Raw genomic sequence first — 12,100 nt, 5'->3', positions numbered from 1 at the left:
CAGCTACTCCTTATAATCTGTAAGATAGCAGGCCGGATCTTCACTCCATATATCGCCAGTTACTGCTTCGGCCCTTATCCGGCAGCCACCGCAAAAGCTTTTATACCGGCATTCACCACAACGCCCGGTAACATGACTCTCTTTGTCACGCAGCTTACACAAAAATTCATCTTGGTTATTTTTCCAGATTTGGCTGAGGGGCTGTTTTCGGACATTGCCTAATGACTTATGGCCCCAAAACTGACAAGCATGAACATTACCTTGCGGATCGACATTAGCCATTTTCTGACCAGCCGAGCACCCTCCATGCATTGACAGAAGTTCTTTAATCTCAGGTACCCGTTCAGGCTGAGTCCGTTCCATATGTTGAAGTATATATATACCATCGGCATGATTGTCAGTTGTCAGTATTTCAACTTCAATACCCCGTTTGTTAAAATCAATTGTCCGCTCAATTAGAAGCTCGATCGTTTGACGCTTTTGTTCAGGAGTAGTATCAAGCTCAGCCATTTCCCGGCCACGGCCAGCGTATACCAGGTGATACATGCAGAAGCGAGGAATTTTCTCACGTTCCACGATATCCAAAATATCCGGTAAAGTATGATAGTTAAGTTTATTTACGGTAAAACGAATACCGGTCTTATTACCTGCAGCAATAGAATTGCGAATACCGGCAAGAGTCTCCCGGAATGCCCCTTTCTTACCCCGGAAGTAATCATGAACCTCTTCATTGCCGTCTACACTAACACCGACATATTGGAATCCGGTTTCTTTAATACGCTTGGCCATTTCCGGCGTAATCAGGGTACCATTTGTGGAAATAACCGGTCGAATTCCTTTCTCAATGGTATACGCGCCTAGTTCAAACAAATCCTTGCGAACTAGTGGTTCGCCACCGGAAAACAGCAGCACAGGCACCTTCATAATCGCTAAGTCATCAATAAAAGCTTTAGCCTCTGCAGTAGTAAATTCTCCTTCATATTCCCGGTCCTCAGCACAAATATAGCAGTGCTGACAGTTAAGATTACAACGATTAGTGGAATTCCAAACAACTATAGGTGTTGTATCAGAGGAAAACTGCAGCATTTGGGGCGGCAAGTTTTGAGAACTGCGGCCATACTTCACTATATCCGATACAGTAGCTGTTCCGCATAGCAATTTAGTGCAACCTATCATTCTGTTTTCTATCTCCTTCAAAAATTCTGTTTTGTGACAAATTCGACATATGCTGGGACGTTCCCTGCTGGTAGTTTAAACTTTCTGCCAGTCTTTGGAACAGAGTTACGCCGCAGGTTTTTCCATATTACCCGCCGGTTTAATTTCCATAAATCGCTTATCAGTTACAATATTAATTTTCCCGGCTGCTTTAATTGCATCTATCAGTAAGTTACGCAAGAGAATCTGCCTGTCATTTATGTGTTTGCCTTGGGTTAACATAGTAAAGCCGTCGCCACCTTGAGCTAAAAAGTCATTCGTCACCACCTTGTATGTTTTGTTAAAATCAAGCTTGCGTCCATCCTGTAAACTTACCTTGACAATTCTTGCCCCTGCCGGTTGTGATTTATCATATTGCACCGATAGGCCTGAAAACTGCAACATACCAATCTGGTTGTTATATATACCGTATTCTAAGATTTCCTTTATTTGTTTGCCCGTCAAATCTAAAGTTACTAACGTATTATCAAAGGGCACTACCTCATATAGATTTCCAATAGTAATATTACCGGCCGGAATGCTTGTCCGAAGACCGCCACCATTTTGAAAAGCTATGTCAGTGTTCATACTGCGCCTCATTACATCGGTTACCCATTGTCCCAGTACAGAAACAGACGCCTTATTATGACTTAACTCATGACTGGTATGGCCAATCATAATATTTTTTATCGGTGCTACCTCTGCTTGTGCTTTTAGGGTAATGTCTTGAACCGTAGCATCAGCAACCAAATCCTTCGCCGCTAAATCAACAACAGAAGCCTCGGCTGCTATTACTTTATTGGCACTCTCTGAAAAATTCAACACAATCTTGCCTACTGCCCGTCCATTATAAGCAGCCTGAACAATAGGCACCGAATTTACTATCCCGGCAACCCTTACATGCGTATGACCAGAAACAATAGCGTCGACACCATCGGTATTCCACGCCAGATCAGCCGCCTCACCTTTAACCTCATTAGCTGCATCCACTTCGCTGCCCATATGTGATAAGACTACTATAATATCAGTTCCCTGCTGTTTTAAAAGCGGTACAAGCTCTTTTACTGTTTTTGCCGGATCACAAAAAATGAAATTTTTACTATAGGCTGGGTTAGTTTTGTAAGCTGTCTCAGGAGTTGTTAAACCTATTATTGCGATTTTTAGCCCATTCTTTTCAAGAAATGTATACGGCTTAGCAAAACTGACGGGGTTGCCTGTTGTTCTATCCACAACATTAGCGGCAACAAACGGAAAATCGGCTTGGTTAATACGTTCTGTTAAAACTTGAATTCCCCAGTCAAACTCATGGTTACCTAGAGCCATCGCAGCAAAACCCGCCTCATTCATAACCGCTACGACTGGTTTGCCGTACAACATATTTGAGTCTGGGCTTCCCTGAAACATGTCTCCTGCACTAAGAAGGATTGTCCCTGAAGGATTCTTAGCAGTCTCTGCCTTTAAATATCCCACAAGTTTGGCTGCTCCAGGATTTTTCCCGGCTTCAATCATTGTACCATGAAAGTCATTTACCGTAAGAATGGTAATCGTTTTAGTATCTTTTGGTTCTTCGGCGGCAAGGGCTAAGGGTAAAAATAATAGCAAACAAATACAAAGCAAGGGGATGAATAAACCTACTTTTTTACTATTTGTCTTCATTCCTGCCTCCTTTCTCAGTTAGTTCTAATTATGACAAAAACTAGAAGCAAATACAAGCTAAAGAAAGCACCACTTGCGCAAGCCTATGACGCAAGCCAAAGTTAATTCTGATCTTGTCAGGTCGAGATTACGCTTTCTAGCTGGATAATAAAAACTCCCGGACCAGCTCCGGGAGTTTTTTTAAGCTAAAAAACTTTTTCTAATGTAGCACTTATATCCTTATGTGGTCGATAACCAGTAATTCTTCCGACCTCACTGCCGTTTTTAAAAACCACCAAGGTAGGAATGCTCATGACATTGTATTGAGTAGCCAATCCCTGCTGCTCATCAACATTAACTTTTGCGACAACAGCTCTCCCCTCAAAATTCTTGGCTACAGTCTCAACTTCGGGCGCTACCATTTTACAGGGGCCGCACCACGAGGCCCAAAAATCAACCAGAACAGGTTTGTCTGCTTTTAATACAGCGTCATTAAATTCATCCGTACTGGTAATGTTAAGCACGCTCATCTTCTCGCCTCCTAAAATTAATACTATTATTATCCCTATTTTACAACAATATTAACCAGCTTTTGCGGTACAGAGATCACTTTAACAACCTCTTTACCGGCGATAAGTTCCCGAACTTTTTCCTGCTCAAGCGCTGTCTTTTCCAGTTCTTTAGGAGTTAGGCCGGCCGAAACCACAACTTTATCCCGGACTTTACCATTGATTTGCAGTACAACTTCAACTTCTTCCACTTCCATAGCGGCAGCGTCAAATGTTGGCCAGAATTGTTTGTGCACACTGCCTTCAGCGATAGTTTCCTGCCAAAGCTCCTCGGTAATATGCGGAGCAAATGGTGCAAGCATTTTCAGCAAGCTTCCCACAACTTCACGCGCTAACCCGGAGTTTATAGTTACGCCTTGATCTTTTATTGCATACATGGCATTAACCAATTCCATAATTGCACTGATTGCTGTATTGAAATTGAAGCGTTGACCAATATCTTCCGTTACCCGCTTAATAGTTACATGTAGAATGCGACGTAGTTCTTTCTCGGGTTTACTTAGTTGCTTAGGGTCGTATTCAGATGCTTCGGTACCGATTAAAGTAGTATAGTGATCGACTATCCGCCATAAACGATTCAAGAACCGGTATGCGCCCTCTACGCCTTGATCGCTCCACTCTAAATCACGTTCAGGCGGCGCAGCAAACAGGATAAACATGCGCGCAGTATCTGCACCATATTTGCTGATAATTTCTCCCGGAGCAACAACATTGCCTTTAGATTTAGACATCTTTGCCCCGTCTTTGATAACCATACCTTGAGTTAGCAGGTTTTTAAACGGCTCATTTACATTTACCAAACCGGCATCCTTTAATACTTTGGTAAAAAAGCGGGAGTATAACAGGTGCAATATAGCGTGCTCAATACCACCGATGTATTGGTCAACAGGCATCCAATAGTTTGCTTTATCCGGCTCAAACGGTTGATCTGTGGTATGTGGACTTGTATAGCGGAAATAGTACCAGGAAGAGCAGATGAAGGTATCCATGGTATCTGTTTCGCGCCGTGCTTTACCACCACATTTTGGGCAAGTACAGTTTATGAAGTCTTCAGCTTTAGCCAATGGCGACACTGAGCCACTGGTAAAATCAACATTTTCAGGCAGCAAAACCGGCAATTGGTCTTTAGGTACAGGTACCGTACCACATTCCGGACAATAAATAATTGGAATAGGTGCCCCCCAGTATCGCTGGCGGGATATCAGCCAGTCCCTTAGACGATAATTAACACGCCGTTTGCCAATGCCTTGTTCTTCAAACCATTGAGCAATCCTCACCTTGCCTGCTTCATTATCTAAGCCGCTGAACTCACCGGAATTAGCCATAGTTCCTTGTCCGCCATAAGCTTCGGTCATATCACTAAGACTTAGTTCCTTACCAACAGGCTGAACTACAATCTTCTTGGGTAAACCATACTTATTAGCGAAGTCCCAGTCACGCTGATCATGAGCAGGTACACCCATAACCGCACCAGTACCATATTCGACTAGTACATAGTTGGCAATCCAAATAGGCACTGGTTCGCCAGTAAACGGATGAACAGCATAGGCACCCGTAAAAATTCCTTCCTTCTCTGTTTCGGTAGAAGTCCGGGCAATTTCACTTTGATTTCTAACGCGCTCGATAAATGTCCTGACAGCTTGTTCTTCCGGTTTGCCGGCAATAAGCTTGTCCACCAGTACGTGCTCAGGAGCCAGCACGATGTAGCTCACGCCAAACACAGTATCATGGCGGGTAGTATATACGGGAATCTTATCGTTTATTTCAGGAACTGCAAAGCTAAACTCGGCCCCTTCGCTGCGTCCAATCCAGTTCTCTTGCATGGTTTTTACACGGTCTGGCCAACCTTTAAGTTCACTCAAATCAGCTAAAAGACGATCCGCATAATCTGTTATTTTCAGGAACCACTGTTCGAGATCCTTTTTAACAACTACAGAGTCACAGCGCCAGCAGCGACCATCAACAACTTGTTCGTTGGCTAATACCGTATTACAGTCATTGCACCAGTTTACTGCGGCCTTCTTTTTATAAGCTAATCCACGTTCAAAAAAGAGTAAGAACAGCCACTGTGTCCAATGATAATAATGGGGATGGCAGGTTGCAACTTCACGGTCCCAATCATAGGATAATCCCAATTCTTGCTGCTGATTGCGCATATTAGCAATATTATCCCAAGTCCAAGATGATGGATGAATACCATTCTTAATGGCGGCATTCTCAGCAGGCATGCCAAAAGCGTCCCACCCCATCGGGTGCAGTACATTATAGCCTTGCATGACTTTAAATCTGGCAATAACATCACCGATAGAGTAATTGCGTACATGCCCCATGTGCAAATTGCCAGACGGATAAGGAAACATTTCTAAGACATAGTATTCCGGACGCTGCCGGTTAATAGTATTAGAGAAAGCATCATTCTCAGCCCAGAGTTTTTGCCACTTGGCTTCAATCTCATGCGGCATATATTTTTCATTCATCTAGTAGTTCAATCCCCCTCGGACAAAATTAAAAAAGTCCCGTGGCTGACGCCAGGGACGAGATTTCTCGCGGTACCACCCTGCTTGATGACAACTGTCACCCACTCTTACCAATAACGCAGGTTCGCGTCAGTTGCTACAATGAGTTCACAACCGCTCCTTGGCAGCGAGTTCAACTGTCACGCAGATTGGCTCGCAGCAACCGCCAACTTTCTGAACTACATCGTACAGCTTACTATTCTGCTTCTTCGGATTTATTTGTTCCATTATATAGCAACAAATTATAAAAGTCAACTTACACCTTGACTGGTAAAAACTGTTCTATATCGAGCAGACAGTCATAGAATAGTTCATAAGGAGGTGCGTCATGTATAAGCTTATTATCGGCAATGTCAGAGTTACCGTGAATGATGACAGTATTAAGCGGGAGCAGGCCGCCGCTTATGCCAAGCAGGCTATTTCTACAGCCGGTCAGCAGGGCAAGCTGCTTTCCCACGTCGAGCTTAGCGACGGTCCGGACGGGATAGAGGTCTCTACTACCGAGAAAGCTGGCTGCCGTATGATCCGGAAGACCATAAAACAAAGCATGTTGGATGGCCTTCTCGATGCTGCCAAAGAAAAACTCTATCCTACCGGTACTTTTTCTCAAAAAGAATTATGGTTTGACAGCGAAACGGGCCAGGAATGGCGAGGCGTAGAGGTGGACACCGCTCGCACGGAAGTATTAGACAAGTTAGAGGAATGGATTAAATCAGCCAACTCTAATAATTAAATGGAAACAGAGGCAGCCACAAAATCAAAACCACCCAGAAGCCGTAGATCCGGAGTCTAGGTGGTTTTAGCCTTATTTAGCAATACAGATATTCACTCTGCTCTTTGCCGCCGCAGCGGTCAGGTTCCAATACATATGCATATTTTCGCGCATAATAGTTTCGGTTTCTAGCAACATGGCATAATAATTTGTAAAAGATATCAATTTCCTGATAGGTATTGTATATCCCAAAACTCATCCTTACCAGACCAGGTATCGTTTTGTCGTCGTAGGTTTGATAATATTTTATTTCTTTCTTAGTTAGTTTAAGTAACTTTTCTACATAGGGGTGAGCACAAAACAAACCGTTGCGGACTGCGATGCCGGCTTCCTGTGATAAAATCTCAGCAATTTGGCTATGATGTAAACCTTCCATAGTAAAAGATATGAGACTTACGCGTGCCTCACTACCATCCCTGCTACTATACAAATTTATGCCTGGAATACTACGCAAACCATCAATTGCATAATCAATTAGCCCTCGCTCGTAGGTATGGATATCGTTAATATTTAGTTTAGACAATGTTTCAATGGCAGTAATCAGTGCCAATACTCCTATCATATTGGGAGTTCCGGCTTCACATTTTGCCGGTGGGTCATCCCATTCAATATATTCATGTGAAACTAAGCCAACGGCTCCACCGCCTTGATACACCGGAATATTGCTGGCAAATGTTGCTTGTGGCCCGATAAGTACTCCCGCACCAAACGGCGCATACATTTTGTGCGCGGAAAAGGTTAGATAATCTATATGTTCTGGTGAACTGCAAGGTTTCATATCAACAGACGTATGTGGTACCCATTGAGCCCCATCCACCAAAATTTTAGCACCGTATTTATGCGCCAGCCGGGCAACTTTAGCAATAGGATTGATATAACCCGTAACATTAGAAGCGCCAGTAACGGTTACAAGAATTACTTTTCCTCCATAAGCCTTAAGCTTTGCTTCCAGGTCCTTTACTGACAGCCTTCCAGACCTAGTCAGCGATACATAGTCTACAGTAAATTTGTCTCGCCATGGCAAATCATTAGCTAAGTGCTCCATATCTGTCGATAATACAACCTGCTCTTTGCCGCCTGGAGAGAGCGCGTATGCTAACATATTGATTGACTCGGTAGTGTTTTTAGTAAAAATGACAACGTCACTTTTGTCTGCCTTCACATACCCCTTAACAACCTCACGAGCTCGTTCATAAAGTTCAGAAGTGAGAATAGATTTATAACCTCGACCGCGGTGAACGGAAGCATACCACGGAGCAAAGTGGGATATTTCCTGTAACACAGCGTGCAGCGGCGGTGTGGTAGCTGCATTGTCAAAATTGATTGCTGTAACAAACTTACCATTTGCCAAAGGCACTTTAGTTTCTGCCCCAGCTACTAAGGGTCGGAAGTAATTGCCCGAATTCCGATAAATCATATTACAACCCCGCTTTTTATAAAGTAGACTTAGCTTCAGATGGGCACTCTATCTGAAGGTTAGTCGCCCTTATCCAGGGACTTAGCCGCTCTTAATTCACACTTAGAAAAGTGGGGAATCTTAGAGCGGGTTAGTCATCGGATAAAGTAGACTTAGCTTCAGATGGGCACTCTATCTGAAGGTTAGTCGCCCTTATCCAGGGACTTAGCCGCTCTTAATTCACACTTAGAAAAGTGGGGAATCTTAGAGCGGGTTAGTCATCGGATAAAGTAGACTTAGCTTCAGATGGGCACTCTATCTGAAGGTTAGTCGCCCTTATCCAGGGACTTAGCCGCTCTTAATTCACGCTTAGAAAAGTGGGAATCTTAGAGCGGGTTAGTCATCGGATAAAGTAGACTTAGCTTCAAATGGGTTCACCCTATCTGAAGGTTTAGTCGCCCTTATCCAGGGACTTAGCCCTTTTAACTCCAGCTTAGAGAAGAGGAGTCTTAGGACGGGTTAGTCACCGGATTAATCTTAAAAGACGCCGTTAATATATTTTATGCAATTAGGCAACCAAAAGGGATTAGATTTGCAGATTTTGCGTAGATTCTTGTTTATTCATTGCTATTCACCCTAATATTAGTTAAAATATATTCCAGGCATTACCACAATAATATTAATTAAGGATATTGGTTTTATGAAAATATTTGCAATAGCAGATACCCACTTATCCGGCCAACCACCAGCAAAACCAATGAGCATTTTTGGCAGTCACTGGGATGGCCATTGGGAAAAGATAAAAAAAAGTTGGCAGGAGCGAGTTTCTGAGCAGGATGTTGTGCTGATAGCCGGGGACATTTCTTGGGCGATGAAACTCTCTGATGCGTTAGTTGATCTAAATGCCATTACCGATTTGCCTGGTAGAAAAATTGTAATACGGGGTAATCATGACTATTGGTGGCAAACTTTAAACAAAATGAATAAAGCCATAGAAGGTAAAGTCGAATTTCTTAATAACAATTTCGCGGTAGTAGGTGATTGGGCCATTTGTGGCAGCCGGGGCTGGACATGCCCGGAGGATCCGTTGTTTAAAGCCTCGGATCGTCCTATCTTTGATCGTGAGCTGTTGCGGGTAGAAGCTTCTTTGCTCGCTGCCCAAACAGCAGGCTTTAGCAACAAAATTCTCATGCTGCATTTCCCGCCTTTTTACAATCCGTATACAGAAACCGGCTTTACCGGCCTTATTGCCAAATATAATGTTGTTATTTGCGTTTATGGGCATTTGCACGGTGAATCAATAAAAAATGCGGCAACCGGTATAATTAACGGTGCCGCTTATCATCTCGTATCCTGTGATGCTCTGGGTTTCGAACTCAAACAAATTATTTAAACTACCGCTCCTTGTTGGAGTAAGAAATGAGGTACAAAATGGTTGACAGTCATGTACAAGCCGAAGTCTTAAGCCGCCTGAAGAACGTCAAAGGCCATATTGCCGGTATTGAACGTATGGTTGAAGAAGGCCAGCAATGCGGCAATGTTCTTATCCAGCTTTCGGCAATTAGAGCTTCTATTGAAAAAATCGGCATTTACATTTTAGAAAATAACGCCATTGAATGCCTTGGCGATGTAGCCCACAATCCTGAGGATAAACAAAAAGTTGAGCAGATCGTCAAGCAAATGATTTCTTTTTTAAAGTAACTCGTTATAGTTAACCTAAAATATCCAAGAGTAATCCCAGCCCTTTGTGCATCCATTCAAAGTAAATGACAATTCCCGCAACAATAAGTATAATTCCTGCTGCTTTCTGAACAATTGGCAGCCACTTGTATATACCTTTAATTTTATTCATATAGCTATTAAGTAGCATAGCTAATAGTAAAAACGGTAAACAAAAGCCCATCGCGTAAATAAATAGAAGAAAAGCTCCCTGACCGACTGTAGACGTTGTGCCGGCATAGATAAGCACAGTGGCTAAAATGGGGCCGGTACATGGTGTCCAGCCGGCAGTACATGCTAAACCTAATAAGAAAGAACCCAGGGGGCCTGCGAAAGTACCATTCAGAAATGGCCGGTACTCGCGCTCAAGACCCGGAATTTTTAGCAGACCAAGAATCTGCAAACCCATGATAACCATAAAAATGGCTCCGATTTTCCTTATAATATCTTGGTAATTTAAGAATATTTCTCCAACGTAGGATGCAGTTGCTCCCATAGCTACGAAAAATAGTGTAAACCCACTAAGAAAGCTGAGAGCATTCATCATAAATACCCAGCGTCCAGCTTTTACATCTTGTCTGCCAGTCCCCGCCAAAAGTGCGGTGTAAGTCGGCAGCATCGGTAAAACGCATGGCGATAAAAAGGAAACAACACCTGCCCCAAAAACTGTTACAAAAGTAATATTATAATCCATTTAGCACCCCTTCCAGTTCGGCCAACGTTACCGGGCCTGATTTGCGGTACTTAATGATACCTTGCCTGTCAGCTATTATCGTTGTTGGAATAGCATTAATGCGAAAAGTTTTCGATACCTCACCGTCTTTGTCTAATAATACATTCAGGTTGTATTTATTCTGGCTTATAAATCCAGCTACTTTATCATTCGACTCCTGAACATTGACGGTGTAGAACATAACCTTACTGCCATATTTTTGAGCAAAATTATTGAGTTCCGGCATCTCCTGGCGACAGGGCGGGCACCACGTTGCCCAGAAATTCAGCACAATAATTTGCCCCGAATCGCCTATTTTCACTGTATTACCATCCAACGCTGTCAGTACAAATTGGGGCAAGGTTTTTCCCACCGTAATTCCGGTGTCTACCTTTGGTTTATTAGCCGAGTCATCTCCGGACATACTACTGAACTGTAAGGCAACAAATCCAATAACGACAATTATAGCTGTTATTGCTATTGCTAAAATTATGAATCGTTTCGTCATATTAGTCCTCTCTCCCTGTAATTTATCCTGAGACTAACCCGCTCTAAAACTCCCAGCTTCTAAAAAAGGGATTTATACCCCTACGGGCACAGGCGCGCGGATAAGTCCCTGGATAAGGGCGACTAATCTTCAAAACCCCACCTGAAGATTAGTCTACTTTATAGCAAATATATGTTTTACTGCTAACCAATATTAATAACGGAGGCCATTCCATGCATCAATATCTGTTCTTTATCGGAGATTTCCCTATTAGAGCTTATGGGCTTATTTTAAGTATGAGCATTATTTTAGCTACCGGCGTCGCCTATTTCTTTGCCAAACAAGATGGCCGATGGCATCAACATGTGCCTGACATAGGCATTTACTGCGGTCTAGCCGGTATAGTCGGTGCCCGGTTGTGGGATGTTTTCTTTTTCGATTGGGATTATTACCAGCACCACCTGTTAGAAATTCCTTTTGTCTGGCAGGGCGGAATGGCTATTCAAGGCGGCGTTCTGCTGGGAGCCATTGCCGGCATCATTTATACAAAAATACACAAAATTGATACCTGGGCATTTGCCGATATAGTAGCCGCCCCTGCCGTTATTATTGGTCAGGCTATAGGTAGAATGGCCAATTTAATGAATGGCGACGCTTTTGGGCATCCTACGGGTGAAAATTTCGGTATAGTTTACCCTTCTACAACGCTGGCCCATCAAGTATATGGTACTAAACCGCTATGGCCTGCCGAGATCTGGGAAGGTCAGCTTGATGTAATTATTTTCGTGCTGTTACTAATCTTTAGAACCACTAATCACGCCAAAGGGCAGGTATTTATACTTTATGCTATTTTGTATTCTGCAGCCCGCTTCTTCCTTGAATTCCTTCGCGGAGACTACGGAACACTGTTATTTGGCCTAAAATCAGCCCAACTCACAAGCCTAGCCGTTATCCTTATTGGCATTATACTGTTTATCCGCCAAAGCTATTACGCCGAACGCATTGGTCTTGGCAGTAAAAACAGCAAATAATGTTATCAAAAAGCCGAACCAAATTAGGTTCGGCTTTTACTTTTGCAACCAATCTTTCGAATCACTATT

11 protein-coding genes and 1 other annotated feature are annotated in these 12,100 nt (G+C 43.1%); of the genes, 4 read left to right on the top strand and 7 right to left on the bottom strand.

Annotated elements, in window-relative coordinates; all coding sequences use genetic code 11:
- Positions 1–3 precede the first annotated feature (3 nt).
- The 4 genes from SRRS_RS10795 to leuS all read right to left on the bottom strand — a co-directional run bounded on the left by SRRS_RS10795 (position 4) and on the right by leuS (position 5,875).
- The gene (locus SRRS_RS10795; protein ID WP_371368687.1) at positions 4–1,176 is read right to left on the bottom strand and encodes a radical SAM protein; all 1,173 of its coding nucleotides are present in this window, start codon (positions 1,174–1,176) and stop codon (positions 4–6) included.
- Between the two features lie 105 nt (positions 1,177–1,281).
- Positions 1,282–2,850, bottom strand: coding sequence for a bifunctional UDP-sugar hydrolase/5'-nucleotidase (locus SRRS_RS10790; protein WP_371368685.1), 1,569 nt, complete (start codon positions 2,848–2,850; stop codon positions 1,282–1,284).
- A 185-nt stretch (positions 2,851–3,035) separates the two neighbouring features.
- Entirely contained in the window at positions 3,036–3,359 is a 324-nt protein-coding gene (gene trxA, locus SRRS_RS10785; protein ID WP_371368683.1) for a thioredoxin, read from the bottom strand.
- A 35-nt stretch (positions 3,360–3,394) separates the two neighbouring features.
- Positions 3,395–5,875: a leucine--tRNA ligase gene (leuS, locus tag SRRS_RS10780; RefSeq protein ID WP_371368681.1), complete on the bottom strand. Its 2,481-nt coding sequence runs from the start codon at positions 5,873–5,875 to the stop codon at positions 3,395–3,397.
- A gap of 50 nt (positions 5,876–5,925) precedes the next feature.
- Positions 5,926–6,133, bottom strand: a binding site (T-box leader).
- 109 nt (positions 6,134–6,242) lie between these two features.
- Between leuS and SRRS_RS10775 the strand changes: the two genes are divergently transcribed.
- Complete coding sequence (locus tag SRRS_RS10775; RefSeq protein WP_371368679.1) at positions 6,243–6,647, top strand: hypothetical protein; 405 nt, start codon at positions 6,243–6,245, stop codon at positions 6,645–6,647.
- Between the two features lie 76 nt (positions 6,648–6,723).
- Here the strand turns inward: SRRS_RS10775 and SRRS_RS10770 are convergent, their stop codons facing one another.
- Positions 6,724–8,103: an aminotransferase class V-fold PLP-dependent enzyme gene (locus tag SRRS_RS10770; protein ID WP_371368677.1), complete on the bottom strand. Its 1,380-nt coding sequence runs from the start codon at positions 8,101–8,103 to the stop codon at positions 6,724–6,726.
- Between the two features lie 679 nt (positions 8,104–8,782).
- Here SRRS_RS10770 and SRRS_RS10765 point away from each other — a divergent pair.
- Entirely contained in the window at positions 8,783–9,475 is a 693-nt protein-coding gene (locus tag SRRS_RS10765) for a metallophosphoesterase (protein WP_371368675.1), read from the top strand.
- 26 nt (positions 9,476–9,501) lie between these two features.
- On the top strand, positions 9,502–9,783 hold the full coding sequence (locus SRRS_RS10760) for a metal-sensitive transcriptional regulator (RefSeq protein WP_371368673.1): 282 nt from the start codon (positions 9,502–9,504) through the stop codon (positions 9,781–9,783).
- Positions 9,784–9,793: 10 nt separating this feature from the next.
- Here the strand turns inward: SRRS_RS10760 and SRRS_RS10755 are convergent, their stop codons facing one another.
- Positions 9,794–10,495, bottom strand: a complete 702-nt coding sequence (locus tag SRRS_RS10755; RefSeq protein ID WP_371368672.1) for a cytochrome c biogenesis CcdA family protein — start codon at positions 10,493–10,495, stop codon at positions 9,794–9,796.
- Positions 10,485–11,021 (bottom strand): TlpA family protein disulfide reductase, encoded by a 537-nt coding sequence (locus tag SRRS_RS10750; protein WP_371368670.1) that lies wholly within the window; start codon positions 11,019–11,021, stop codon positions 10,485–10,487. Before SRRS_RS10750 ends, SRRS_RS10755 begins: the two co-directional genes overlap by 11 nt.
- 212 nt (positions 11,022–11,233) lie before the next feature.
- On the opposite strand from SRRS_RS10750, the gene lgt reads away from it, so the two are divergent.
- Positions 11,234–12,031, top strand: coding sequence for a prolipoprotein diacylglyceryl transferase (gene lgt / locus SRRS_RS10745; protein ID WP_371368668.1), 798 nt, complete (start codon positions 11,234–11,236; stop codon positions 12,029–12,031).
- Positions 12,032–12,100 lie beyond the last annotated feature (69 nt).

The organism is Sporomusa rhizae (assembly GCF_041428845.1).
GTDB lineage: Bacteria > Bacillota > Negativicutes > Sporomusales > Sporomusaceae > Sporomusa > Sporomusa rhizae.
This window is presented reverse-complemented; position numbering and strand designations above follow the sequence as displayed.

Coding starts and splice junctions, on each gene's coding strand:
- SRRS_RS10795 (WP_371368687.1), bottom strand. CDS start 1,176: ATGATAGGTTGCACTAAATTGCTATGCGGAACAGCTACTGTATCGGAT.
- SRRS_RS10775 (WP_371368679.1), top strand. CDS start 6,243: ATGTATAAGCTTATTATCGGCAATGTCAGAGTTACCGTGAATGATGAC.
- leuS (WP_371368681.1), bottom strand. CDS start 5,875: ATGAATGAAAAATATATGCCGCATGAGATTGAAGCCAAGTGGCAAAAA.
- SRRS_RS10750 (WP_371368670.1), bottom strand. CDS start 11,021: ATGACGAAACGATTCATAATTTTAGCAATAGCAATAACAGCTATAATT.
- SRRS_RS10760 (WP_371368673.1), top strand. CDS start 9,502: ATGAGGTACAAAATGGTTGACAGTCATGTACAAGCCGAAGTCTTAAGC.
- SRRS_RS10755 (WP_371368672.1), bottom strand. CDS start 10,495: ATGGATTATAATATTACTTTTGTAACAGTTTTTGGGGCAGGTGTTGTT.
- SRRS_RS10765 (WP_371368675.1), top strand. CDS start 8,783: ATGAAAATATTTGCAATAGCAGATACCCACTTATCCGGCCAACCACCA.
- SRRS_RS10770 (WP_371368677.1), bottom strand. CDS start 8,103: ATGATTTATCGGAATTCGGGCAATTACTTCCGACCCTTAGTAGCTGGG.
- lgt (WP_371368668.1), top strand. CDS start 11,234: ATGCATCAATATCTGTTCTTTATCGGAGATTTCCCTATTAGAGCTTAT.
- trxA (WP_371368683.1), bottom strand. CDS start 3,359: ATGAGCGTGCTTAACATTACCAGTACGGATGAATTTAATGACGCTGTA.
- SRRS_RS10790 (WP_371368685.1), bottom strand. CDS start 2,850: ATGAAGACAAATAGTAAAAAAGTAGGTTTATTCATCCCCTTGCTTTGT.